The 23,225-nt window shown below is 48.9% G+C and carries 34 protein-coding genes and 1 pseudogene; 1 reads left to right on the top strand and 34 read right to left on the bottom strand.

Going from position 1 to position 23,225, the window contains the following annotated elements; translation table 11 throughout:
* Window positions 1-9: 9 nt before the first annotated feature.
* The 33 genes and pseudogenes from BN2762_RS00355 to rpsJ all read right to left on the bottom strand — a co-directional run bounded on the left by BN2762_RS00355 (window position 10) and on the right by rpsJ (window position 17,007).
* Window positions 10-435, bottom strand: a complete 426-nt coding sequence (locus tag BN2762_RS00355; protein ID WP_055105096.1) for a TFIIB-type zinc ribbon-containing protein — start codon at window positions 433-435, stop codon at window positions 10-12.
* Window positions 436-504: 69 nt separating this feature from the next.
* Window positions 505-1,296: a tRNA pseudouridine(38-40) synthase TruA gene (gene truA / locus BN2762_RS00350; protein ID WP_055105095.1), complete on the bottom strand. Its 792-nt coding sequence runs from the start codon at window positions 1,294-1,296 to the stop codon at window positions 505-507.
* Between the two features lie 301 nt (window positions 1,297-1,597).
* Entirely contained in the window at window positions 1,598-1,963 is a 366-nt protein-coding gene (rplQ, locus tag BN2762_RS00345) for a 50S ribosomal protein L17 (protein ID WP_019635795.1), read from the bottom strand.
* 36 nt (window positions 1,964-1,999) lie between these two features.
* On the bottom strand, window positions 2,000-2,944 hold the full coding sequence (locus BN2762_RS00340) for a DNA-directed RNA polymerase subunit alpha (RefSeq protein WP_055105094.1): 945 nt from the start codon (window positions 2,942-2,944) through the stop codon (window positions 2,000-2,002).
* Window positions 2,945-3,073: 129 nt separating this feature from the next.
* Window positions 3,074-3,469 (bottom strand): 30S ribosomal protein S11, encoded by a 396-nt coding sequence (gene rpsK / locus BN2762_RS00335; RefSeq protein ID WP_019635793.1) that lies wholly within the window; start codon window positions 3,467-3,469, stop codon window positions 3,074-3,076.
* A 19-nt stretch (window positions 3,470-3,488) separates the two neighbouring features.
* Window positions 3,489-3,857: a 30S ribosomal protein S13 gene (gene rpsM / locus BN2762_RS00330; RefSeq protein WP_055105093.1), complete on the bottom strand. Its 369-nt coding sequence runs from the start codon at window positions 3,855-3,857 to the stop codon at window positions 3,489-3,491.
* 21 nt (window positions 3,858-3,878) lie between these two features.
* Complete coding sequence (rpmJ, locus tag BN2762_RS00325) at window positions 3,879-3,992, bottom strand: 50S ribosomal protein L36 (protein WP_003333770.1); 114 nt, start codon at window positions 3,990-3,992, stop codon at window positions 3,879-3,881.
* Between the two features lie 180 nt (window positions 3,993-4,172).
* The gene (infA, locus tag BN2762_RS00320) at window positions 4,173-4,388 is read right to left on the bottom strand and encodes a translation initiation factor IF-1 (RefSeq protein WP_019635791.1); all 216 of its coding nucleotides are present in this window, start codon (window positions 4,386-4,388) and stop codon (window positions 4,173-4,175) included.
* Between the two features lie 2 nt (window positions 4,389-4,390).
* A pseudogene (locus BN2762_RS00315) lies at window positions 4,391-4,704 on the bottom strand (KOW motif-containing protein).
* A gap of 3 nt (window positions 4,705-4,707) precedes the next feature.
* Window positions 4,708-5,460, bottom strand: coding sequence for a type I methionyl aminopeptidase (gene map, locus BN2762_RS00310; protein WP_055105091.1), 753 nt, complete (start codon window positions 5,458-5,460; stop codon window positions 4,708-4,710).
* Between the two features lie 3 nt (window positions 5,461-5,463).
* Complete coding sequence (locus tag BN2762_RS00305) at window positions 5,464-6,108, bottom strand: adenylate kinase (RefSeq protein WP_055105090.1); 645 nt, start codon at window positions 6,106-6,108, stop codon at window positions 5,464-5,466.
* A gap of 94 nt (window positions 6,109-6,202) precedes the next feature.
* Window positions 6,203-7,501 carry a preprotein translocase subunit SecY gene (gene secY / locus BN2762_RS00300; protein WP_055105089.1) on the bottom strand — a complete coding sequence of 433 codons (1,299 nt, stop codon included), beginning with the start codon at window positions 7,499-7,501 and terminating at the stop codon, window positions 6,203-6,205.
* A complete protein-coding gene (gene rplO, locus BN2762_RS00295; protein ID WP_055105088.1) occupies window positions 7,501-7,941 on the bottom strand; it encodes a 50S ribosomal protein L15 in 441 nt (146 codons plus the stop codon). The genes secY and rplO overlap by 1 nt, the downstream gene beginning before the upstream one ends.
* Window positions 7,942-8,044: 103 nt before the next feature.
* Window positions 8,045-8,230 carry a 50S ribosomal protein L30 gene (rpmD, locus tag BN2762_RS00290; protein ID WP_055105087.1) on the bottom strand — a complete coding sequence of 62 codons (186 nt, stop codon included), beginning with the start codon at window positions 8,228-8,230 and terminating at the stop codon, window positions 8,045-8,047.
* A gap of 12 nt (window positions 8,231-8,242) precedes the next feature.
* The gene (gene rpsE / locus BN2762_RS00285; protein WP_055105086.1) at window positions 8,243-8,740 is read right to left on the bottom strand and encodes a 30S ribosomal protein S5; all 498 of its coding nucleotides are present in this window, start codon (window positions 8,738-8,740) and stop codon (window positions 8,243-8,245) included.
* 27 nt (window positions 8,741-8,767) lie between these two features.
* Window positions 8,768-9,136: a 50S ribosomal protein L18 gene (gene rplR, locus BN2762_RS00280; protein ID WP_074048537.1), complete on the bottom strand. Its 369-nt coding sequence runs from the start codon at window positions 9,134-9,136 to the stop codon at window positions 8,768-8,770.
* Window positions 9,137-9,219: 83 nt separating this feature from the next.
* Window positions 9,220-9,762, bottom strand: a complete 543-nt coding sequence (gene rplF, locus BN2762_RS00275; RefSeq protein WP_055105084.1) for a 50S ribosomal protein L6 — start codon at window positions 9,760-9,762, stop codon at window positions 9,220-9,222.
* Between the two features lie 30 nt (window positions 9,763-9,792).
* Window positions 9,793-10,191 carry a 30S ribosomal protein S8 gene (gene rpsH / locus BN2762_RS00270; RefSeq protein WP_055105083.1) on the bottom strand — a complete coding sequence of 133 codons (399 nt, stop codon included), beginning with the start codon at window positions 10,189-10,191 and terminating at the stop codon, window positions 9,793-9,795.
* A 31-nt stretch (window positions 10,192-10,222) separates the two neighbouring features.
* Complete coding sequence (locus BN2762_RS25675; RefSeq protein WP_013312154.1) at window positions 10,223-10,408, bottom strand: type Z 30S ribosomal protein S14; 186 nt, start codon at window positions 10,406-10,408, stop codon at window positions 10,223-10,225.
* A gap of 49 nt (window positions 10,409-10,457) precedes the next feature.
* Window positions 10,458-11,000, bottom strand: coding sequence for a 50S ribosomal protein L5 (gene rplE, locus BN2762_RS00265; protein ID WP_019635780.1), 543 nt, complete (start codon window positions 10,998-11,000; stop codon window positions 10,458-10,460).
* A 33-nt stretch (window positions 11,001-11,033) separates the two neighbouring features.
* Window positions 11,034-11,387: a 50S ribosomal protein L24 gene (rplX, locus tag BN2762_RS00260; RefSeq protein WP_055105082.1), complete on the bottom strand. Its 354-nt coding sequence runs from the start codon at window positions 11,385-11,387 to the stop codon at window positions 11,034-11,036.
* Between the two features lie 45 nt (window positions 11,388-11,432).
* Complete coding sequence (gene rplN, locus BN2762_RS00255) at window positions 11,433-11,801, bottom strand: 50S ribosomal protein L14 (RefSeq protein ID WP_055105081.1); 369 nt, start codon at window positions 11,799-11,801, stop codon at window positions 11,433-11,435.
* Window positions 11,802-11,838: 37 nt separating this feature from the next.
* Entirely contained in the window at window positions 11,839-12,102 is a 264-nt protein-coding gene (rpsQ, locus tag BN2762_RS00250; RefSeq protein ID WP_055105080.1) for a 30S ribosomal protein S17, read from the bottom strand.
* Between the two features lie 50 nt (window positions 12,103-12,152).
* Window positions 12,153-12,353, bottom strand: a complete 201-nt coding sequence (rpmC, locus tag BN2762_RS00245) for a 50S ribosomal protein L29 (protein WP_019635776.1) — start codon at window positions 12,351-12,353, stop codon at window positions 12,153-12,155.
* Window positions 12,343-12,777, bottom strand: coding sequence for a 50S ribosomal protein L16 (rplP, locus tag BN2762_RS00240; RefSeq protein WP_055105079.1), 435 nt, complete (start codon window positions 12,775-12,777; stop codon window positions 12,343-12,345). The genes rpmC and rplP overlap by 11 nt, the downstream gene beginning before the upstream one ends.
* 2 nt (window positions 12,778-12,779) lie before the next feature.
* The gene (gene rpsC / locus BN2762_RS00235; RefSeq protein WP_055105078.1) at window positions 12,780-13,448 is read right to left on the bottom strand and encodes a 30S ribosomal protein S3; all 669 of its coding nucleotides are present in this window, start codon (window positions 13,446-13,448) and stop codon (window positions 12,780-12,782) included.
* A 13-nt stretch (window positions 13,449-13,461) separates the two neighbouring features.
* A complete protein-coding gene (rplV, locus tag BN2762_RS00230; RefSeq protein ID WP_055105077.1) occupies window positions 13,462-13,794 on the bottom strand; it encodes a 50S ribosomal protein L22 in 333 nt (110 codons plus the stop codon).
* A 36-nt stretch (window positions 13,795-13,830) separates the two neighbouring features.
* Window positions 13,831-14,109 (bottom strand): 30S ribosomal protein S19, encoded by a 279-nt coding sequence (gene rpsS, locus BN2762_RS00225; protein WP_055105076.1) that lies wholly within the window; start codon window positions 14,107-14,109, stop codon window positions 13,831-13,833.
* Window positions 14,110-14,231: 122 nt separating this feature from the next.
* Window positions 14,232-15,062, bottom strand: a complete 831-nt coding sequence (gene rplB, locus BN2762_RS00220; RefSeq protein ID WP_055105075.1) for a 50S ribosomal protein L2 — start codon at window positions 15,060-15,062, stop codon at window positions 14,232-14,234.
* A 29-nt stretch (window positions 15,063-15,091) separates the two neighbouring features.
* Window positions 15,092-15,382, bottom strand: coding sequence for a 50S ribosomal protein L23 (rplW, locus tag BN2762_RS00215; RefSeq protein WP_055105074.1), 291 nt, complete (start codon window positions 15,380-15,382; stop codon window positions 15,092-15,094).
* A complete protein-coding gene (rplD, locus tag BN2762_RS00210; protein ID WP_055105073.1) occupies window positions 15,382-16,005 on the bottom strand; it encodes a 50S ribosomal protein L4 in 624 nt (207 codons plus the stop codon). Before rplD ends, rplW begins: the two co-directional genes overlap by 1 nt.
* A 27-nt stretch (window positions 16,006-16,032) precedes the next feature.
* On the bottom strand, window positions 16,033-16,656 hold the full coding sequence (gene rplC / locus BN2762_RS00205; RefSeq protein WP_055105072.1) for a 50S ribosomal protein L3: 624 nt from the start codon (window positions 16,654-16,656) through the stop codon (window positions 16,033-16,035).
* A gap of 42 nt (window positions 16,657-16,698) precedes the next feature.
* Window positions 16,699-17,007 carry a 30S ribosomal protein S10 gene (rpsJ, locus tag BN2762_RS00200; RefSeq protein ID WP_005544556.1) on the bottom strand — a complete coding sequence of 103 codons (309 nt, stop codon included), beginning with the start codon at window positions 17,005-17,007 and terminating at the stop codon, window positions 16,699-16,701.
* A gap of 473 nt (window positions 17,008-17,480) precedes the next feature.
* On the opposite strand from rpsJ, the gene BN2762_RS00195 reads away from it, so the two are divergent.
* A complete protein-coding gene (locus BN2762_RS00195) occupies window positions 17,481-21,758 on the top strand; it encodes a glycosyl hydrolase (RefSeq protein WP_055105071.1) in 4,278 nt (1,425 codons plus the stop codon).
* A 190-nt stretch (window positions 21,759-21,948) separates the two neighbouring features.
* On the opposite strand, the gene tuf is transcribed toward BN2762_RS00195, so the two are convergent.
* On the bottom strand, window positions 21,949-23,142 hold the full coding sequence (tuf, locus tag BN2762_RS00190; protein WP_055105070.1) for an elongation factor Tu: 1,194 nt from the start codon (window positions 23,140-23,142) through the stop codon (window positions 21,949-21,951).
* Window positions 23,143-23,225 lie beyond the last annotated feature (83 nt).

The following is a 23,225-nucleotide window of genomic DNA, read 5'->3' as shown; positions in this document are numbered from 1 at the left end:
ACTCGGGCATTAATCGAACAAGTCTCCGAGAACGTCCAGAACCGACTTTTTCTTCTTATACTTGTAGTGATCTTTATGGTATTTACCGCCGCCATAGGGATTACCGTAACGAGGATCATAGCCCTGCTGCGGAGCCTTGGATCCATACCCGGACGGATTGCCCGGCCGAGGCGCTCCAGATTCGAATCCGGGATTATAGCTGGACCCAGGTTCTGGCTGGCGATACTGCGGGTCTCCCTGGCGGTAAGCTTGTCCGCCCTCACGGCTTTCGTACCATTCGTCAAATGCAGGCCGCAGCTCACGGATTTCTCCAAGCAGCTTCTCCAGCTCGCCGCGATCCAGCCATACGCCCTTGCAGTCCGGGCAAACATCGATCATAACGCCATCCTTCTCTACTTCCCTCATGCGAACGTCATTGCAAACAGGACATTTCATGGTCATATACCCCTCCTAGAAATTAGTTGAGTATGATACGTTTCATAGACATGATGGTTTCATTTAGGCTTATGGCCTCTGATCGCTGCTATCCAATTCATATTCCACGCTCCACAGCATAAGCCCCTTGCTTTCCGCGGTTGGCCCAGCCGCCTTGCGATCCTTCGCCTCTAGAATTTGCTTCATCTGCTCTGGGGGGCGCTTGCCCTGCCCTACCTCCAGCAGGGTTCCCACGATAATCCGCACCATATGCTGCAAAAAGCCGTTGCCGCTAATATACAGATGAATCACGCCCTGATCCCTGGTGCCTGGCACAGCCATCGACCTATCTACTTCGATTCTCGTCTCGTCGATCGTCCGGACATGGCTGGCCTTCGTAGAATGACGGGAAGCAAATGACGTATAATCATGCGTTCCAAGGAGGAAGCTCAGGCCCTCGCGCATCGCATCCACATCAAGCTTTCCCGGGTGGTGAAGCTGGTAGCTGCGCTGGAAGACGTCAGTAAACCGGTTAGCATTAATCGTGTAACGGTAAGTCTTCCGTTTGGCTGACCGCCTCGCGTGAAAATCAAGTTCTACTTCCTTAGCAGACGTAATGCGAATATCTGCAGGCAGGCGTCCGTTTAACGCAAGGCACCAGCGTTCTACCGGAATTTGCGACGAGGTCAAGAAATGAAACGGCTGCGCCCGGGCATGAACCCCGGCATCGGTGCGGCCAGAGCCATGGATTTTAACCGTCTCGCCCGTTAAATTCTGAATAGCTGCTTCCAGGCAATCCTGGATCGTATTGCCTCCTGGCTGCGTCTGAAAGCCATAATAATTGCTTCCGTCATAGCAGACCGTCATCAGTAAATTACGCACGACCTTGCCACCTTCCTGAACGCTTGCTGCATGCTTGTGTTAATAAATGAAAAACTCTCTGAGCGAACTAGCCATATCCAGGCTTGGCGTACAGAGAGTTTGCATCATATATGGCCGAGCCCAGCACGTGCCGCCCAGACACGCAACTGTCCTCTAATAAGAGCAAAGCCCCGCTCAAGCCGCCCATGGCTCGTTCGGGGCTGAAAGCCGCAGAACCGACAGTACGGCTCCTTCACGCAGTCGCTCTCTTTATGAATAAGCTATATTTCCATGTGGGAAAATAGAGACAATTCACGAAGTATTAAGCCCGGTCTACCAGCTCAAGGTAAACCATAGGGGCGGAGTCACCACGACGAGGTCCCAGCTTCAGGATACGAGTGTATCCGCCTGGACGCTCGGAGTAACGAGTTGCGATTTCTGTGAACAGCTTTTGGATTGCATCCTGCTCTCCGTCGATCGATTCGCGGCGAACGAACGCTGCAACTTGACGGCGGGCATGCAGATCTCCGCGCTTTGCTTTTGTAATCAGCTTCTCAGCGATAGAACGAACCTCTTTCGCTTTCGCTTCTGTCGTTTGGATGCGCTCATACAAGAACAGGTCTGTTACCAGGTCACGGAACAAAGCTTTACGTGCACTAGAGTTACGGCCCAACTTTTGGTATGCCATGTGTATTCCCTCCTTCGCTAAAACGATTCAAGCAATCTATTCTTCCGTACGAAGTCCGAGTCCAAGCTCTTCCAGCTTCTCTTGAACTTCCTCCAAAGATTTGCGTCCGAGGTTACGAACCTTCATCATATCTTCTTCGGTTTTCGTCGTCAGCTCTTGCACGGTATTGATACCGGCACGTTTGAGGCAGTTGTAGGAGCGAACGGAAAGATCCAGCTCTTCGATGGTCATCTCAAGCACTTTCTCTTTCTTGTCCTCTTCCTTCTCCACCATGATTTCCGCGTCCTTCGCTTCGTCCGTGAGGCCCACGAACAAGTAAAGATGCTCGGTCAAAATTTTGGCTCCGAGGCTTACCGCTTCTTCTGGCTTGATGCTGCCGTCTGTCCATACTTCAAGCGTGAGCTTGTCGTAGTTGGTCACTTGGCCAACCCGCGTATTCTCTACGACGTAGTTGACACGTGCAATCGGGGTATAGATCGAATCCACAGGAATGACACCGATAGGTTGATCATCTCGTTTATTCCGATCTGCCTGAACATAACCGCGGCCCCGGCCTGCGAATATGCGCATGTGGAGTCTGGATCCCGGTTCAAGCGTAGCAATATGCAAGTCCGGATTCAGAATCTCGACATCGCTATCCGCACGGATATCACCTGCTGTAATAACTCCTTCGCCTTCCGCATCGATCTCAAGGATTTTCTCCTCGTCCGAATGGATTTTGAGAGAGAGAGCTTTCAGATTCAGAATGATCTCCGTAACGTCTTCCATTACACCCGGAACGGTCGAAAATTCATGCAGAACGCCATCGATTTGGACCGAGGTTACCGCTGCACCCGGTAGAGAAGAGAGCAAAATCCGACGCAGCGAGTTACCCAGAGTGGTGCCATATCCACGCTCAAGTGGTTCTACTACAAATTTCCCATAGGTGCCATCATCGTTAACTTCTACGGTCTCAATTTTCGGCTTTTCGATTTCAATCACGAAATTACCCCTCCTTCAAAACGTCGTTCCTAAAAACAGCCATGTCTTCTGAAGTGTATCATGTAGTATGCCTAAACAACCATTGTTACCAAGTTGCAAAGTTGTTATACCACACTTTATGCAACTTCATTATACACGACGGCGTTTTGGAGGACGGCAACCGTTATGCGGGATTGGAGTCACGTCTTTGATCATGTTGACTTCGAGGCCTGCCGCTTGCAGGGAGCGGATAGCGGCTTCACGGCCGGCTCCAGGACCTTTAACCATAACCTCGACGGATTTCATGCCGTGTTCCATTGCCGCTTTAGCAGCCGTTTCAGCAGCCATTTGCGCAGCGAATGGAGTGGATTTACGGGAACCTTTGAACCCTTGGCCGCCGGAGCTTGCCCAAGAGATCGCATTACCGTGCGGATCCGTAATCGTTACAATCGTATTATTGAAGGTGGAGCGAATATGCGCCACACCAGATTCGATATTTTTACGGTCACGACGTTTAGTACGTACGACTTTTTTTGGTTTAGCCATTGTCTGTTATCCTCCCTTCTTATTTCTTCTTGTTCGCTACGGTACGACGAGGACCCTTGCGAGTACGGGCATTCGTTTTCGTACGTTGTCCGCGAACAGGCAGGCCACGACGATGACGTACACCACGGTAGCAGCCAATTTCGATCAAACGTTTAATATTTAAGGAAATTTCACGACGCAGGTCACCTTCTACTTTAACCGTTTTGTCGATCGTTTCGCGTAGTTTGCTAACCTCATCTTCCGTCAAGTCACGAACACGAGTGTCCGGATTGATGCCTGTAGAATTCAGGATTTTCTGGGAAGTCGTTCTACCGATTCCGAAAATGTAAGTCAAGGCGATCTCAACGCGTTTGTCACGTGGCAAATCCACACCAGCTATACGAGCCATTTTACGCTACACCCCCTTCTATTAACCTTGTTTTTGTTTGTGCTTAGGATTTTCACAGATTACCATAACATTGCCCTTGCGGCGAATGACTTTGCATTTTTCGCAAATAGGCTTCACAGAAGGTCTTACCTTCATGTTGATTACCTCCTCAAAGTTTTACGAATGTAAAACTCTCTTCGTAAGGATTAGCTTAGTTTTACGGATGTAAAACCGACATTGAGAATACTTCGTTTCACAGAACAACGCAAGCATTTGCGGTGTATACTTACTCAACCTGAATATCATACCACATATTTGTTATAAATGATATGGTATCTATTTACGGTAAGTAATACGACCTTTAGTTAGATCGTAAGGTGATAGTTGAACGACCACTTTATCTCCCGTCAGAATACGGATGAAATGCATCCGCAGCTTACCGGAAACATGAGCGAGAATTTGATGACCGTTCTCAAGCTCCACTTTGAAAGTAGCATTCGGCAGCGGCTCAACAACTACCCCTTCGACTTCAATGACATCTTCCTTAGCCACAGTCAGTCTCCTTTCTCTTCAGCATTTGGTTGGCGGACTGGACAAATGCGTGTACGGCATAACGCAGCTTCGCATTAGTCACCCGGCCGCTTTCCTGCAAACTATGAACAACCTCGCTGCTAATGATTGGCGTAAGTTCGAGGTGCTGTACATTTTTTCGTTTGGGCTGATCAAACTTTCGTTTGTGCCCATCCGCGATCAGTACGAACTTGGTGTCTACAATCGCTACAACAACAGCAACCGACCCGGCGTCTTTGCCCTTCAACACTCTTACCAGCTGGCCGACCTTGGCTCCAGAGCGGTGATCCACCTTCATTGCCTATTGGTCCAGCTTGGTGAGAATTTCCATACCGTCAGCAGTAACTGCTACCGTATGTTCGAAATGAGCGCAGAGCGAGCCGTCCACTGTAACGACTGTCCAATTGTCTTCCAGCGTTCTCACATATCGCTTACCTGCATTCACCATCGGTTCGATAGCCAGAACCATACCTGGCTTCAGACGCGGTCCGCGATCTGGAATGCCGTAATTCGGAATCTGCGGTTCCTCGTGAAGCTTCGCGCCGATGCCGTGACCGACATATTCACGAACAACTGAGAAGCCTGCATCCTCAATATAACGCTGAATAGCATGCGATATCGTATACAGGCGAACATCTGGCTTAACGAGCTCGAGTCCAGCGTAGAGAGATCCTTCAGTAACCTCTAGAAGTCTCTTCGCTTCCTCTGTAATCTCGCCAACCGGATAAGTCCATGCCGAGTCACCATGAAAGCCACGATACTCCGCACCGATATCAAGACTGATAATGTCGCCTTCATTCAGTTTGCGTTTGCCGGGAAATCCATGTACCAATTCTTCGTTAACCGAAGCGCAAATGCTGTAAGGAAAGCCGTTGTAATTTTTGAAAGACGGCACCGCGCCTTGACTGCGAATGTACTTATCAGCAATTTGATCGAGTTCCCCCGTCGTAATCCCGGGCTCAATCGATTTCGCCATGAGCCTGTGCGTCTCCGCGACGATCCGCCCTGCTTCTCTCATAAAGCCAAGTTCCGTTTCGGATTTACAAATGATCATTACTTAACCTCGCAGTAGAGATACGATTTCTTTCGTTACCGTATCGATTTCCTGTTCTCCATCAATTTCGTGCAGCAATCCCTTTTCCTCATAATACTGAAGAAGTGGCGCTGTCTTGTTGATGTATTCGTCCAGCCGTGTGCCTACGCTCTCTTCATTATCATCAGAACGTTGGTACAATTCTCCGCCGCACTTATCGCAAACACCTTCCTGTTTAGGAGGATTAAAGATCACATGATAAGTAGAGCCGCAAGATTTGCAAATCCGTCGTCCCGTAAGACGAGCCAGCAATTTGTTACGATCCACTTTCAGGTTGATGACGTGCGTAAGCTTACGGTTCAATTCGCCGAGCAGTTCCTCCAGCGCTTCCGCTTGCGAAAGGGTTCTTGGAAATCCGTCCAATAAGAAACCATTTTCGCAATCGGACTGCTGAAGTCGTTCGCGAACGATACCAACCGTGACATCATCAGGTACCAGCAGGCCTTGATCGATATACTCCTTGGCTTTGAGCCCTACGGGCGTTCCCTGCTTGATCGCCAGACGGAATGCATCGCCTGTCGAAACATGAGGAATGCCAAATTCGTTAACGATCGCCTCTGCTTGTGTTCCTTTTCCCGCTCCAGGAGGTCCCATGAATAAAATGTTCATGTCAAGCACTCCCTTCGAGACTGGTTCACTTCGCTTAGAAAACAGAACAATAGGCGCCAGGAGAGTTCGTAACCAAGCTCCTGGAACCTATCCCCTATTTATTAATGAAGCCTTTGTAGTGACGTTTAATCAATTGCCCTTCAATCGTCTTCATTGTATCAAGCGCAACCCCGATAACGATCAGAATGGAAGTACCTCCGATTTGCACGGTACGCGGCAGTCCAGCCAATGCACCGAGAATAACCGGCAGCACAGAGATAAAGGCGAGGAACAGAGCGCCCGTCATCGTCAATCGGGACAGCACCCGAGTCAGATAAGTGGCTGTCGTTTTCCCCGGACGAATCCCCGGAATGTAGCCGCCATTCTTCTTCATGTTATCTGCCATTTGCTGCGGGTTCATCTGTACGAAGGTATAGAAGAACGTGAATCCAATAATCATAACGACGTACAACACGATACCCAGCGGACGGTCAATGTTCATATTGTCGCTGATCCATTGCGCCCAACCGTGCGTTGACCAGAAGCTTGCGATGACTACTGGAAATTGCAGCAGGGATGAAGCGAAGATAACCGGAATTACACCCGCTGCGTTAATTTTGAGCGGAATGTGTGTGTTCTGTCCGCCATACATTTTGTTTCCAACAACACGCTTAGCGTACTGAACCGGAATTTTGCGGATCGCCTGTTGGATATAGATTACCCCGATCACAATAAGCACGAACACGATAACGATCGCTATCGCTTTGACGATATTCATGAACGTTTGCCCAGAAACAATGAAATCGGACATTGCGATGGTTTGGATATGGGTCGGCATCGAAGCGACGATACCGGCAAAGATAATCAGCGAAATACCGTTACCGATTCCCTTATCCGTAATTTGCTCGCCCAGCCACATCAAGAATGATGTACCTGCGGTCAAAACAAGCGCAATCAACATATAATCCCCGAACGTAGCGTTCGGAACCATATCTGTATAATACAGCCGGTTGAAACCGATCGATGTCGCAAAGGCTTGAATAAGGGCCAAGACCACCGTTGCATAACGGGTGACTTGGGCCGTCTTCTTCTTGCCGTGCTCACCTTGCTTCGCCCACTCTGCCAGCTTTGGAACGACGTCCATCGACAGGAGCTGTATGATAATGGAGGCAGTGATATAAGGGAAAATCCCGATTGCAAAAATCGAGAAATTCTGCAGCGCGCCGCCCGAGAAGATGTTCAATAGGCCGAGCAAATCGCTTCCCGCAGTGTTGGTCGTTTTGAACACTTCTTTATTAACGCCCGGAACCGGAACAAATGTACCAATCCGGTAAATAATGAAGATAAAGAGAGTGAACAAGATGCGGGTCCGCAGATCCTTAACGTGCCATATGTTCTTCATGGTTTTAAACATTAGATCACCTCGGTTTTACCGCCGGCAGCCTCGATTTTCTCTACCGCGGATTGAGAGAACTTATTCGCTTTAACCGTCAGTTTGACAGTAAGTTCACCGTTGCCAAGAATCTTGATGCCGCTTTTTGCGTCTTTCACGATTCCTTGTTCAAACAACAGCTCAGGAGTAACCTCTGTATCCGCCGCAAAGTTGTTCAATTCCTGGGTGTTCACAATCGCATACTCTTTCCGCGTTGGATTCGTAAATCCGCGTTTTGGCAAGCGACGATACAACGGGTTCTGACCGCCTTCGAAGCCCGGACGGACACCACCGCCGGAACGAGCATTCTGACCTTTGTGACCACGAGTTGATGTTTTACCCATACCGCTTCCTGTACCGCGGCCAACGCGTTTGCGCTCTTTGCGGGAACCAGGAGCTGGGGAAAGCTCATGTAACTTCATCGTTCGTTGCACCTCCTTATTTATTGTTTCACTTGCAAGTAACGGTAAACCTGAGGCCTACCCATTTTATTCGTTAGCTAATCCGCTAATACTTGTCAGGGAGTTATCCTTGGATTTCTTCAACGGATACCAGATGGCTTACATGATTAATCATGCCGCGAATGGCAGGATTGTCTTGTTGAACCACGGATTGGTTAACCTTACGCAGTCCCAGTGTTTTAACGGTAGTGCGTTGTTTCTCCGATGTGCCGATCAAACTACGTACGAGGGTAATTTGCAGCTTTGCCATGAGATTCCCTCCTTAACCGAGAAGTTCTTCGACGGTTTTACCGCGTAATTTCGCAACATCTTCAGCGCGTTTCAGACGGGACAAGCCCTCTAAAGTCGCGTTAACCATGTTGATGGAATTCGAAGAACCTAAAGATTTTGTTAGAATGTCGCCTACGCCAGCAAGTTCGAGCACCGCACGAACTGGTCCGCCTGCGATAACCCCGGTACCTTCGGAAGCCGGTTTAAGAAGCACGCGGCCTGCTCCGAAATGCCCGATTACTTGGTGAGGGACTGTTGTTCCTACGAGCGGAACGAATACAAGGTTTTTCTTGGCATCTTCGATTCCTTTGCGAATCGCATCAGGAACCTCGCCTGCCTTACCGATCCCAGCGCCAACCCAGCCTTTGCCGTCCCCGACAACTACGAGCGCACTGAAGCTAAAACGGCGTCCGCCTTTAACTACTTTAGCTACGCGGTTAATATTTACAACTCTTTCAGTCAGTTCTAAAGTATTCGGATCTACACGCAAGTCGTTAACCTCCTTTTAATGATTATTTTAGAATTCAAGGCCTGCTTCGCGGGCTGCTTCTGCCAGAGCCTGAATGCGTCCATGATACAGATATCCGCCGCGGTCAAACACGACGTTCTTGAAGCCTTTTTCTTGAGCACGTTTAGCGATCAATTCGCCTACTTTGCTAGCGGACTCTACGTTGCCGCCATTGGTGATGCTTCCGCTCAATTCTTTGTCAAGCGTCGATGCCGATGCGAGTGTTACCCCAGCCACATCATCGATCAGTTGTGCATAGATATGTTTGGAAGAACGGAATACGTTCAATCTTGGACGAGCAGCCGTTCCTTGGATTTTTTTCCGTACGCGCAAATGTCTTTTCAGACGAGCTTTGTTCTTGTCAGCTTTAGTAATCATGACTTCCATTTCACTCCCTTCGGTTTACCTAAACAACACTAATCGTTCAACTCGCCAGAAGGATTGGTCCGCTAAGAAGAAAGTTATTTCTTCTTACCGGCTTTACCTTCTTTACGGATAATGCGTTCACCTTCGTACTTGATCCCTTTACCTTTATACGGCTCAGGCTCACGTACAGAACGGATTTTAGCAGCGTATTCGCCAACACGCTCTTTATTGATTCCGCTAACGACGATCTTCGTGTTCGAAGGCACTTCAAATGTAATGCCTGGCTCGGGAGTGATCTCTACCGGATGGGAGTACCCTACGTTGAGTACGAGCTTCTCTCCGGATTTGCTTGCGCGGTATCCGACCCCAACCAGCTCAAGGTTTCTGGTGAAACCTTCCGTTACTCCGCTCACCATGTTGCTCACTACACTGCGTGTCGTACCGTGCAGGGAACGATGCGTTTTATGATCAGAAGGACGTTCCACTGTGATCTCATTGTTCTCAACAGTGACTTTCATGTCCTTGTGAAGTTCACGAGTCAAAGTACCTTTCGGTCCTTTTACCGTAATCACGTTATTATCGAGTGTGATATCCACACCACTTGGTACTGTAATTGGTTTGCGACCAATTCGAGACATTTGCTGCACCTCCTTGTTTTGTGACGTTAATTACCAAACGTAGCAGACAACTTCGCCGCCGGCTTTAGACTGACGTGCTTCTTTGTCGGTCATAACACCTTTGGAAGTGGAAATAATCGCGATTCCCAAACCGCCTAGTACACGAGGAATTTCAGTGCTCTTCGTGTAAACGCGAAGACCTGGTTTACTGATTCTCTTCAAGCCAGTAATAACGCGCTCGTTGTTAGGGCCGTATTTCAGGAAAAGACGGATGATCCCTTGTTTGTTGTCATCGATATATTCTGCATCGCGGATGAAGCCTTCACGCTTCAGAATCTCGGCGATTTGCTTCTTGATCGTTGAGGCAGGCAGTTCCACCGTTTCGTGGCGAACCGTGTTCGCGTTACGAATACGAGTAAGCATATCTGCAATTGGATCTGACATAGTCATACGTGTAAACCTCCTTCCCGTTGTTGATTGTTTACCAGCTTGCTTTTTTCACGCCAGGAATCTGGCCTTTATAAGCTAATTCACGGAAACAAATTCTGCATATTTTAAATTTTTGCAGTACCGAATGTGGACGACCGCAACGCTCACAACGGGTATACGCCCGTACTTTGAATTTCGGTGTGCGTTGTTGTTTAACTTTCATCGAAGTTTTTGCCACTTAGCCTGACACCTCCTAAATAGTTTCGGAGAATTCGTTACAACCTCATTTATTTAACAAAAGGCATTCCCAGTCCAGTGAGCAATTCACGGGACTCTTCATCCGTCTTAGCCGTCGTTACAATAACGATGTCCATGCCGCGAACTTTGTCAACTTGATCGTACTCGATCTCAGGGAAAATCAATTGTTCTTTCAAGCCAAGCGTGTAGTTGCCACGTCCGTCAAACGCTTTGTTCGATACGCCGTGGAAGTCACGTACACGCGGAAGCGTTACGTTGAACAATTTGTCGAGGAAATGGTACATGCGCTCACCGCGAAGAGTTACCTTCACGCCGATCGGCATGTTCTCACGAAGCTTGAATCCGGCGATGGATTTCTTAGCGCGAGTGATGACCGGCTTTTGTCCGGCGATCAGCTGCAGATCGTTAACCGCAGAATCAAGCACTTTCGAGTTTGCTACGGCTTCGCCAACACCCATGTTGATAACTACCTTCTCAACTTTAGGCACTTGCATTACCGTTGTATAGTTAAATTTTTGAATCAAAGCAGGCGTTACTTCATTCAAAAAACGTTCTTTCAATCTAGCTGCCATGAATCATGGACCTCCTTTCTTTGCGTTACTGGATTAGTCGATTACTTCACCCGATTTTTTAGCAACACGAACCTTCTTGCCGTTGTCCAACACTTTGTAACCGATACGGGTTACGCTTCCGCTCTTAGGATCAACGTGCATGACGTTCGATACGTGAATCGGAGCTTCCTTCTCAATAATTCCACCTTGCGGGTTCAGCTGATTTGGTTTTTGGTGTTTCTTAACCATGTTCACGCCTTCCACAAGCACGCGGTTTTCACGAGGATACGCAGCGATGACGCGGCCTTTTTTGCCTTTGTCTTTACCGGTGATCACGATAACCGTGTCGTCCTTCTTCACGTGGAGTTTATTGTTATGGGATTCCAGAACCTTTTTCAGTCTAGGCATTCTTTACACCTCCTGTTTCGTCGAACTTCATGTTTCTCATACGTACTAGATAACTTCCGGAGCCAAGGAAATGATTTTCATGAAATCTCTATCGCGAAGTTCACGAGCAACAGGTCCGAAAATACGTGTGCCGCGCGGGCTCTTGTCATCTTTAACAACAACCGCTGCATTTTCGTCAAAAGAAATATAGGAACCGTCTTTACGGCGAACAGAACGTTTCGTACGAACGATAACTGCTCTTACAACGTCTCCTTTTTTGACAACGCCGCCTGGTGTTGCTTGTTTTACGGAACAAACGATCAAGTCACCAATTTGCGCCGAACGACGTCCTGTACCGCCAAGGACGCGGATACACATCAATTCCTTCGCACCGGAGTTGTCAGCTACATGCAAACGTGTAAATGGTTGGATCATGGTGTTTTTCCTCCTTTCGATTCAAGCTTTCGCGCCATTAGATGATTACTGCTTCTTCTACGATCTCAACAAGTCTCCAACGCTTGTCTTTGGACAGCGGACGAGTCTCGGCGATTTTAACCGTGTCACCGATTTTCGCAGTATTGTTCTCATCATGCGCTTTGAATTTCTTCGTATATTTGATGCGTTTATGGTACAAATCATGCTTCTTATAAGTCTCAACGGCTACAACGATGGTTTTATCCATTTTGTCGCTGACAACTTTACCAACTTGCACTTTACGGGCATTGCGTTCGCTCATGGTTAGCCTCCTTCCTGGACTTAGGCGCTTCGCTTACTTGGAGCGCAATATTAGCTAGTAATACCAAGTTCTCTTTCATGTAAAATGGTTTTAGCACGAGCTATATCTTTCCGCACGTCACGGATCCGAGTCGGGTTATCAAGCTGGCCGGTAGCCAATTGAAAACGGAGGTTGAAAAGCTCTTCCTTAAAACCCGCGATCTTTTGTTCGATTTCAGCAGTGGTTAAGTTGCGAAGTTCATTAGCTTTCATTTGCTTCACCACCCAATTCTTCACGTTTCACAAACTTCGTTTTGATTGGCAGTTTGTGAGCGGCAAGCCGCATGGCTTCACGAGCAATTTCCTCGGATACACCGGCAAGCTCAAACAAGATTTTGCCCGGTTTCACAACTGCAACCCATTTCTCGACGTTACCTTTACCGCTACCCATCCGCACTTCAAGAGGCTTTTGAGTGATTGGCTTGTCAGGGAAAATTTTGATCCATACTTTACCGCCCCGTTTGATGTAACGAGTCATCGCGATACGCGCAGCCTCGATTTGGCGGTTCGTAATCCATGTAGGCTCAAGAGCTTGCAGGCCGTATTCGCCGAAGTTCAATTCAGTTCCGCCTTTAGCTTGGCCTCTCAAACTACCGCGCTGCTGCTTGCGGTGTTTTACACGTTTAGGTACCAACATGATTAATTGCCTCCTTCCTGGGCAGCTTGTTGTTTCTTAGCCGTAGGAAGAACCTCTCCACGATAGATCCATACTTTTACGCCAAGACGTCCATAGGTCGTATGAGCTTCAGCCGTACCGTAGTCGATGTCGGCGCGAAGCGTATGAAGTGGAACAGTTCCTTCACTGTAGCCTTCCGAACGAGCAATCTCAGCACCGCCAAGACGACCGCTGACTGCTGTTTTGATCCCTTTCGCACCTGCGCGCATCGTTCTTTGAATCGCCTGCTTAAGCGCACGACGGAAAGATACACGACGCTCCAGTTGTTGTGCGATGCTCTCAGCGACAAGAATCGCGTCAAGATCAGGGTTTTTGATTTCAGAGATATTGATGTGAACTTTTTTGCCGCCCGCGATTTTCGTGATTTGATTACGCAGGTTTTCAACTTCCGAACCGCCTTTACCGATAACCATGCCCGGCTTAGCAGTATGGATCGTTACATTCACACGATTAGCCGCTCTCTCGATTTCGATCCGAGATACCGCGGAGTCTTTCAGTTTATTTTTCAGGTGCTCACGAATTTTTACGTCTTCAAGCAAAAGATCACCGAAATCTTTGCCTGCGTACCATTTGGATTCCCAGTCACGGATAATCCCTACTCGTAGTCCGACCGGATTTACTTTTTGGCCCACGCGTTTTCCCTCCTTATTTTTCGGATACCACCAAAGTAATGTGGCTGGTGCGTTTGTTGATCCGACTAGCACGTCCCATTGCCCGCGGGCGGAAACGTTTCATTGTAGGACCTTGGTTTACGTACGCTTCCGTAATAACCAATTTATTTACATCCAGAGAATAGTTGTGCTCAGCATTGGCAATCGCCGAATTCAAAAGCTTCTCCACGATCGGGGAAGCCGCCTTAGGCGTGTGGCGAAGAATCGCGATAGCATCGCCAACTTGCTTACCACGGATCAAATCGATAACCAATTTAGCTTTCCGCGGAGCAATACGGATGGACCTTGCATGTGCTTTAGCTTCCATTGTGTGTTACCTCCTCTCAAACGAAGAACTTATCCCTTAACGTCTCGTTTTCTTATCGTCGTCCGTATGACCTTTATAGGTACGGGTTGGAGCAAATTCGCCGAGTTTATGTCCGACCATATCCTCAGTAACATATACCGGAACATGCTTGCGGCCATCATACACACCGAACGTATGCCCAATGAATTGCGGGAAAATCGTAGAGCGACGGGACCAAGTTTTGATGACTACCTTCTTGTTCGATGCGCTCGCTTCTTCCACTTTCTTCAGTAGGTAACCATCAACGAATGGCCCCTTTTTCAGACTGCGACTCATGTATTTATCCTCCCTTCGCCACTTTCAAAATGACTTCGCCTTATTGCAGGCTCTAGGCCGGCTCGCGCCAGCTGTAGATATCTTCCGTTACCGCAACCAGGAAGTGATCCGCTTGCAGCGGATTACTTCGTACGGCCGCGAACGATATATTTATCAGAAGCTTTGCCTTTTTTACGCGTTTTGTAACCAAGCGTCGGCTTGCCCCATGGAGATAGCGGAGACTTACGTCCGATTGGCGCGCGACCTTCACCACCACCGTGTGGGTGATCGTTAGGGTTCATGACGACACCGCGTACGGAAGGACGCTTGCCGAGCCAACGACCGCGACCGGCTTTACCGATCTTGATCAATTCATGGTCTTGGTTACCTACAGATCCGATAGTTGCACGGCAAACTTTGAGGATTTTACGAACTTCGCCTGAAGACAAGCGAACAGATACGTATTTATCTTCTTTACCGAGCAATTGTCCTTCTGTACCAGCTGCACGAACGAGCTGTCCGCCTTTGCCTGGTTGAAGTTCAATGTTGTGGATAACTGTACCTACCGGAATATTCTCCAGAGGAAGAGCATTACCGATTTTGATGTCGGAATTTGGTCCGGATTCGATCATGTCGCCTACTTTCAGTCCTTTAGGAGCCAGAATGTAGCGCTTCTCGCCGTCAACATAGTGGATCAGAGCGATGTTGGAAGTACGGTTAGGGTCGTACTCGATCGTAGCAACGCGACCTGGAATTCCATCTTTGTTGCGTTTGAAGTCGATGATCCGGTAGTTACGCTTATGTCCTCCACCGTGGTGGCGAACCGTAATTTTACCGTGGTTGTTACGTCCAGCCGTTTTGCTCAGTGGAGCAAGCAACGATTTCTCCGGACGATCCGTAGTAATTTCTTCAAAAGTGGATACTGACATATTCCGTCTTGCCGGAGATGTCGGTTTATACTTTTTAATTGGCACTGTTTTTCCCTCCTTGCTCTAACGTTCTATTATACCGATTCAAAAAACTCAAGCGGCTTGCTGTCTGCTGTCAACGTAACGAATGCTTTCTTCCATTCAGGAGTATATCCGAAGTGGCGTCCGTAACGTTTAGGCTTAGCAGGAACACGCAGCGTGTTCACATTGCTCACTTTTACATTAAAGATCGCTTCTACAGCTTGTTTGATTTCGGTTTTGTTCGCACGAATGTCTACTTCGAAAACATATTTGTTCTCACCCATGTATTCAGCCGTACGTTCCGTAATCACCGGACGTTTAATTATATCACGAGGATCTTTCATTACGCGAGCACCTCCTCTACCTTCTGAACTGCTTCTTTCGTAATGATCAGTTTGTCGTGCGTCAGCACGTCAAGAACATTAATGCCGTCAGCTGCAACGAATTTAACACCTGGGATGTTGCGTGCGGACAACGCTACGTTATCATCATAGCTAGGAGCTACGATCAACGCTTTGCGATCCACTTTCAGGTTGTTCAGAATCGCCGCGAACTCTTTCGTCTTAGGCGCGTTCAGGCTGAGCGCGTCCAGTACGATAATGTCTTGATCGATCACTTTCGAGGAAAGAGCCGATTTGATCGCCAGACGACGAACTTTCTTAGGCAACTTGTACGCATAGCTGCGCGGGGTCGGACCGAACACGATTCCACCGCCAACCCATTGCGGGGAGCGGATCGAACCATGACGAGCACGGCCTGTGCCTTTCTGTTTCCATGGTTTGCGGCCGCCGCCGCGAACTTCGGAGCGTCCTTTTACTTTATGAGTACCCAAACGCAGGGAAGCGCGCTGCATAACAACTGCGTCGTGAAGAACGTGAACGTTCGGCTCGATGCCGAATACCGCGTCATTCAGTTCAACTTCGCCTACTTGGCTACCGCTGACATTATATAGTGCTACTTTAGGCATTTCTTGTTCCTCCTTTCCTTAAGGCGATTACTTCTTAACCGCTTGTTTGATTTTTACTACGCTATTTTTAGGTCCTGGAATGGATCCTTTAACGAGCAATACGTTACGCTCTGCATCCACGCGGATAACTTCAAGGTTCTGGATTGTTACCGTTTCGTTACCCATTTGTCCTGGCAGGCGTTTGCCTTTAGGAACACGGTTCGCTTGGATAGAACCCATGGAACCTGGTCTGCGATGGTAACGGGAACCGTGAGACATAGGTCCGCGGCTTTGGCCCCAGCGTTTGATAACGCCTTGGAATCCTTTACCTTTGGAAATACCTGTTACGTCAACAAATTCGCCTTCAGCAAAAATATCAACTTTGACCTCTTGGCCAACTTCATATGCCGCCAAATCAACACCGCGAATTTCACGAACGTAGCGCTTAGGTGCTGTATTTGCCTTTTTAGCATGACCTAGTTCAGGTTTGTTAGCTCTGCTTTCTTTCTTATCGGTATAACCGATTTGGATCGCTTCATAACCATCGTTCTCTGCATCCTTCTTCTGAAGAACGACGTTGGACTCAGCCTCGATTACCGTTACAGGAATAACAATTCCCTCCGGGGTAAACACTTGAGTCATTCCGAGTTTTTTCCCTAAGATACCTTTCATGTTGACACCTCTTTTCCTTTCCTTATCGACTTACGATTGATATTACAATTTGATTTCGATATCTACACCGGACGGCAGGTCCAAGCGCATCAAGGCATCCACAGTTTGTGGAGTCGGGTTCACAATGTCGATCAGACGTTTGTGCGTACGCATTTCGAATTGCTCCCGGGAATCCTTGTACTTGTGTACCGCACGGAGAATAGTAATGATTTGTTTCTCGGTCGGAAGCGGAATCGGTCCGGATACGCCAGCACCTGAACGTTTTGCCGTTTCAACGATTTTCTCTGCGGATTGATCAAGAATTCTGTGATCATAAGCTTTCAAACGAATACGAATTTTTTGCTTTGCCATTTTAGTCCCTCCTTCTATCGCCCAATTTATTATCGGACATACTCCGTGAAAATTTTCCGACCACCCTCCCATGGCAAAGGGGCCGGGTGTGTCAGTAACCTCTCACATCATCGCACAGTCACAGAACAACATTCACTATTATATAGAAAAGATAGATGTAATGCAAGCAAAATATTATACATTTTTAGCGCCATTTTATAGGCACTATATTATAGAAGAAACTCGTTTATTCGCTCCCCTTAAGACGACAATTTAGGAACATAAAAACAAATACAGTCCATATAACAGGCAAAGCACTCCTGCTATAATTTTTTGTTAAGCGCTTACAAAAATGATGGGGTTTTATTTTTCTGGGGAGGTGGTTCTTGCGACCTGGCCAGGCCTGGCTTGTCATGGCCGGATCATGATTATTTCTTTTTAATTATGCAGGACATATTCGTACGTTGAATCCGATGAAATCAAGGAGGATGAGCATGAAAAAAAGACAATGGTATTTGTCCTTGTCACTGGCAATTATATTGATTCTATCGATGATCCCCCCTGTATTCGGGACATCTGCGAAAGAGGCCGGAACTCATTGGGCAGCTGCCCGGCTGGATCGCTGGCAGGAGCACGGCGTTATTAGCGGATACGAGGATGGCTCGTATAGGCCTGATGAGAAAATAACCCGAGCCGAACTCGTGACCCTCATTAATAAAATTTTCGGTTTCTCGGCACAGAGCGGGGATCGTTTCTCAGACGTCCCTGTAAACTCCTGGTTTGCAGGCCAGATGGCCGCCGCTAAAGCAGCTGGCTATTATCTAGGCTTCCCAGGCGGTCTGGGTAAGCCGGCGGCAAGCATCACCCGGCAGGATGCCGCTGTGCTTCTGGCACGGGTTCTTCGCTTGAATACGGAGGCTGATGCCCCTGCTGCTCTCGGCTTTAGCGATGAAGCTTCGATCAGCGGTTATGCCAAGGGGGCGATTCAAGCTTTAACGGCGGATCATGTCCTATCGGGATACGCCGATGGAAGCTTCCGCCCGCAGCAGGAAGTGACCCGAGCGGAAATCGTCACGCTGATCGATAGATTGATCGAAGCCTATTACGCTGCAGAGGGAGATTACACCGGGGGCCGTATCGCCTCTCATGCAGTCATCAATATGCGGGGAATCACCCTGAAGGAAGCTTCAATTTCTCGCAATCTCTACCTGACAGCGGGCATTCTTAATGGAGATGTTGCTCTCGAAAACGTGGAGGTCAAGGGAACAACCTTCATGTGGGCCGATGGCAGGAATACAATTACAATACGCAGCTCTGCCTTGGAGAATATGCTGATCGAACAGACAAGCGGGCATGTTCGCCTAGTTGCCGCCGGGAAGACGAATGTTGCAAACCTAGTAATCAATAGTGCCGGAACGATCGAGCTTGGCGAGAACGTAACGATAGAGCGTCTTACCGTTAGCCAGCCGGTGGCCCTCCTTCTCTCAAAGGGTTCTACGATTCATAAGCTGTTCATTCATCCCGAGGCATCGAAGACTGCCATTACTGGAGAAGGTGACATCAAGCAAGCCGATATTCAAGCGGCTGGAGTTACGCTCAATGGTCAGTCCCTTGCCATCGGTACAGCCGTCATCACTGGAGGCTCCGCTGCCGCCCCGGCGAATAAACCGGGCTCCCCGTCAGCCAGCACTGCAAATAGTTCGGGCAGTTCAGGGGGTTCGGGCGGAAGCAGCCCTTCAGGGAGCAATCCAGGAACGGGCCAGCAATTACCCGTGATTGATCTGGTAGATGCGAAGGCAACGGACAGCACCCGTTCCCTCTTCGCTTACTTGCAGGAGATCCGCGGGAAGCATATTCTCTTCGGGCATCAGCATCCGACGGATGAAGTATTGTCCACGACAGCTCCTGGAGAACCCAGGTCTGAAACCTACAGTGCGGTTGGCGATTATCCTGCAATGTTCGGCTGGGATACACTGAGCCTAGAAGGGTACGAGAAGCCGGGCTCCCTCTCGAATACGCCGGTACAAAACCGGGATAACCTGGTATCCTCCATGAAGGAAGCGTATGAGCTGGGAGGTGTGCTCACTTTAAGCGCCCATATGCCGAATTTCGTAACCGGCGGCGATTTCTACGATACGAGCGGAAATGTAGTTGCACATATTCTGCCAAGCGGGGACAAGCATGAGGAATATAATGCCTTCCTGGATCAGATTGCGGATTTTGCCCATCATCTCAAGGACGACAATGGAAATCTTATTCCGGTCATTTTCCGTCCCTTTCATGAGCAAAACGGCGGCTGGTTCTGGTGGGGGGCTCCTTATACGACCAAAGAACAATACATCGAAATCTATCGTTACACTGTAGAATATCTGCGGGACGTGAAGGGTGTCCGTAATTTTCTGTATGCCTTCTCCCCAGGTAGTCCGTTCAACAACATGGAAGAGACCTTCTTAAAAACATACCCAGGCGATGACTACGTCGATATCCTTGGATTTGACACCTACTACGACGGCAATAGCCAGGGCTGGTTCCAGACGGTGATCGATGACGCCAAGCTCATCTCCAGAATCGCCGATGCACGGGGCAAGGTGGCTGCATTTACGGAATTCGGGTACTCCAATGTTAAGCCGACGGGAACGGCTGATTTGCACTTCTTCACCAAATTGGCCAGCGCCCTGCAGTCCGACCCGGATGCAAAGCGGATGGCTTATATGCTAACTTGGGCAAACTTTAATTACAATTCGATCTTCGTGCCATACCGTAACTCCGCGCAATACGGCGACCATGAGCTGCTGCCTGACTTTGAGCAATATTACGCCGACCCGTACACTTATTTCAGCCGGGATCTAACGGGTGTATATAATAAGAAGCTTAGAACGGCAGATGAAAAACCTTTTATGCACATTGTCTCCCCTACGGGACAAGAGACACTTCGCAATGAATCGGCCACGATCCGCGCCAAAGTCTTGAACCAGAACGTGAACAAGGTCGTCTATCTCATTGGCGATTCGGCGACCGAGCATGAGATGACTCTAAACGACAGGGGCTTCTACGCTGCTGATTGGCAGCCTCCTGCAGAGCTGAACGGCAAAGAGGCAACACTGACAGTTAAGGTCTACGGTAAAGATCATACCATCCTGTCCCAGACAATCACGATCTATATTGGCATTCAGGAAAAGGTACTGAAGCAATTTACGTTCGATCAAGATATCGCCGGCGTAACCAGCAACGGTAATTGGCCCGAGACGATCCAAACGAGCTATGAACACGGCCAGCTTGCCGGTGATGGCAAGCTCAAAATTAACATAAGCGGCCTTGTATCGGCCGATAGCTGGCAGGAGCTCAAAATCGGCCTGCCTGACATCGCCGGGCAAGCGACGCTGTCACATGTAAACCGCGTTGCCTTTGACGCCTGGATACCGGCCTCGGCTGGGGATCACGACCCTGCCCGTACAAGCCTACGGGCCGCAGCAGAGCTTCCGCCAAGCAGCCATAAATTCGAATCAAGAACCTCAGCTGTCTGGAACGAGCTTCCAAGAGCTCTGATTGATGGCGATGAATATGTCGCTTACAGCGCTGTGATCGACCTGACCGACGAGCAGCAGCTAGCTGCAGCTGAAGGCCTGCAGCTGGCTCTGATCGGCAGCGGGCTTCATTACAGCGGTCCCATCTATCTCGACAATATCCGCTTGATAAACGCCTATACGGGCGAGAGCAGCGATCCGGCCCTGGTCGATGACTTTGAGGGGTATAAAGGAAGCAATGACTTGCTCCGTGCGGGCTATAGCCCGACCGGCGATGCGAATACCATCGCCCTCAATACGGAGCATAAGGATAGCGGGCAATTCGGGCTTAAATTCGATTATACTCTGGCAGGCCAAGGCTATACGGGAATCACTAAAAATCTCGGCAGCCGTGACTGGTCGCAAACCGGCAAGCTGAAACTTTGGCTAGAGCCGGATGGCAGCGGCAAGAAAATGGTTATCCAGATTAAAGCGAATGATATCCATTTCGAGTACTATCCTTCACTTGCAGATGCCGCACCGCGTTGGGTCGAAATTCCGTTCAAGGACTTCACCGTCGCTCCATGGGACTCCCAGAACCAGAGCAAGAAGCTGGACACGGTCAACGCGAAGAAGGTTCAAGCATTCTCGCTTTATGTGAACGCACTGAATAACGATGCTTACACTAGAGACAACCCTTTCATGAGCACGCTCTATGTGGACAGCATCCATGTCGCCCCCGGAAGTGCAGGAGACATTCCGATCGGAGAGGATGACGGCACCGACCCTGGCACCGGCGGAGGAGTCCGCCCAGGCACGCTGTATGGCTTTGAAACGGACACCGAAGGCTGGGAAATCGAGACCAGTCAGAACTTTGCAAATGCTGCGCCTCCGACGGTAACCGCCGATGTCTATGCCGAGGGCGCCCAATCGCTGCATACGAGCTTTCAGTTGGACGGGACATCCTTTGAGCTCGGCAAATTTGAAGAGCTCGATTTAAGCGGTATGCAATCCCTGAGCGCTAAAGTCAAGCTGTCAGCAGGCTCCGCTCGGATCTACTTGTACGTAAAAACAGGCAAAGCCTGGACCTGGTATGACAGCGGCATGACCCTCGTCGAATCCTCGGCAGCAGGCTTCACGACGCTCAGCATCGACTTATCCAAGGTGACGGACCTTCATCAGGTCAAATCCCTGGGGCTGAAGATCGAGCCAATCCCCGGCCAGTCGGGAACAAGCATATTATATCTGGATGACATTTCGATATCCTGAATCAAACCGCAAGCAGGCGGGCTCAAGCCTAACTTGAGTCCGCCTGCTTCTTACGCGCGGCTGCCTAAAACTTAACTATCGGCTATTAGCGCTAATGGCTGCCTATTTCTACAGTTTGAACGCAAAAAAACTGCCCTGAAGGTCTGACGACCCTCAGGGCAGTTTTAGGAATAAGGTTTAAATCACCTTATTATTTTTGGATGGAAACAACCGCACCGGATCCAACTGTACGGCCACCTTCACGGATGGAGAAGCGAGTTCCTTCTTCAATCGCGATTGGAGCAATCAGTTGTACAGTAACTTCGATGTTGTCGCCAGGCATAACCATTTCAGTACCTTCTGGCAGGTTGATGATACCTGTAACGTCAGTTGTACGGAAATAGAATTGTGGACGGTAACCTGTGAAGAAAGGTTTGTGACGTCCGCCCTCTTCTTTAGTCAATACGTATACTTGAGCAGTGAACTCAGTATGCGGATTAACGGAAGCTGGCTTTGCAAGAACTTGACCGCGCTCGATTTGTGTACGGTCTACACCACGGAGCAATGCACCGATGTTGTCGCCCGCTTCAGCGGAATCAAGCAATTTACGGAACATTTCAACGCCCGTAACAACGGATTTCTTAGTTTCTTCAGCAATACCAACGATTTCAACCTCGTCGCCAACTTTAACAGTACCACGCTCAACGCGGCCTGTAGCAACCGTACCACGACCAGTGATGGAGAATACGTCCTCGACTGGCATCAGGAATGGCTTGTCAACTGGACGCTCTGGAAGCGGAATGTACTCGTCGATGATTTCGAACATTTCAACGATTTTCTTAGCGTAGTCGCCATCTGGGTTATTCAATGCTTCACGAGCGGATCCACGGATGATTGGAGTGTCATCGCCTGGGAACTCATATTCATTCAACAGGTCGCGAACTTCCATTTCAACCAGTTCCAGAAGCTCTTCGTCTTCTACCATGTCGCATTTGTTCAAGAATACAACGATGTAAGGAACGCCTACGTTACGGGACAACAGGATGTGCTCGCGAGTTTGCGGCATTGGGCCGTCAGCTGCGGATACAACCAGGATTGCACCGTCCATTTGAGCCGCGCCAGTGATCATGTTTTTAACATAGTCGGCGTGACCTGGGCAGTCAACGTGAGCGTAGTGGCGGTTAGCCGACTCATACTCAACGTGGGAAGTGGAAATTGTGATACCGCGCTCGCGCTCTTCTGGAGCTTTGTCGATTTGATCGTAAGCGATCGCGCTACCTCCACCGTAAGTTTTAGTCAAAACGGTAGTGATTGCTGCAGTCAGCGTAGTTTTACCATGGTCAACGTGACCGATTGTACCGATATTAACGTGCGGTTTTGTACGTTCGTATTTTGCCTTTGCCATTTTAAACAGTTCCTCCTTAAATATGGATTGTTATGTTGGACTGATCGGAGGGGCTTCCATGAAGGAATTCCCTCCGATCAGCA

Origin of the sequence: Paenibacillus ihumii (assembly GCF_001403875.1) — a bacterium.
Taxonomy (GTDB): domain Bacteria; phylum Bacillota; class Bacilli; order Paenibacillales; family Paenibacillaceae; genus Fontibacillus; species Fontibacillus ihumii.
The sequence above is the reverse complement of the archived record's forward strand: the minus strand, read 5'-3'. Positions and strand labels throughout refer to the sequence as shown.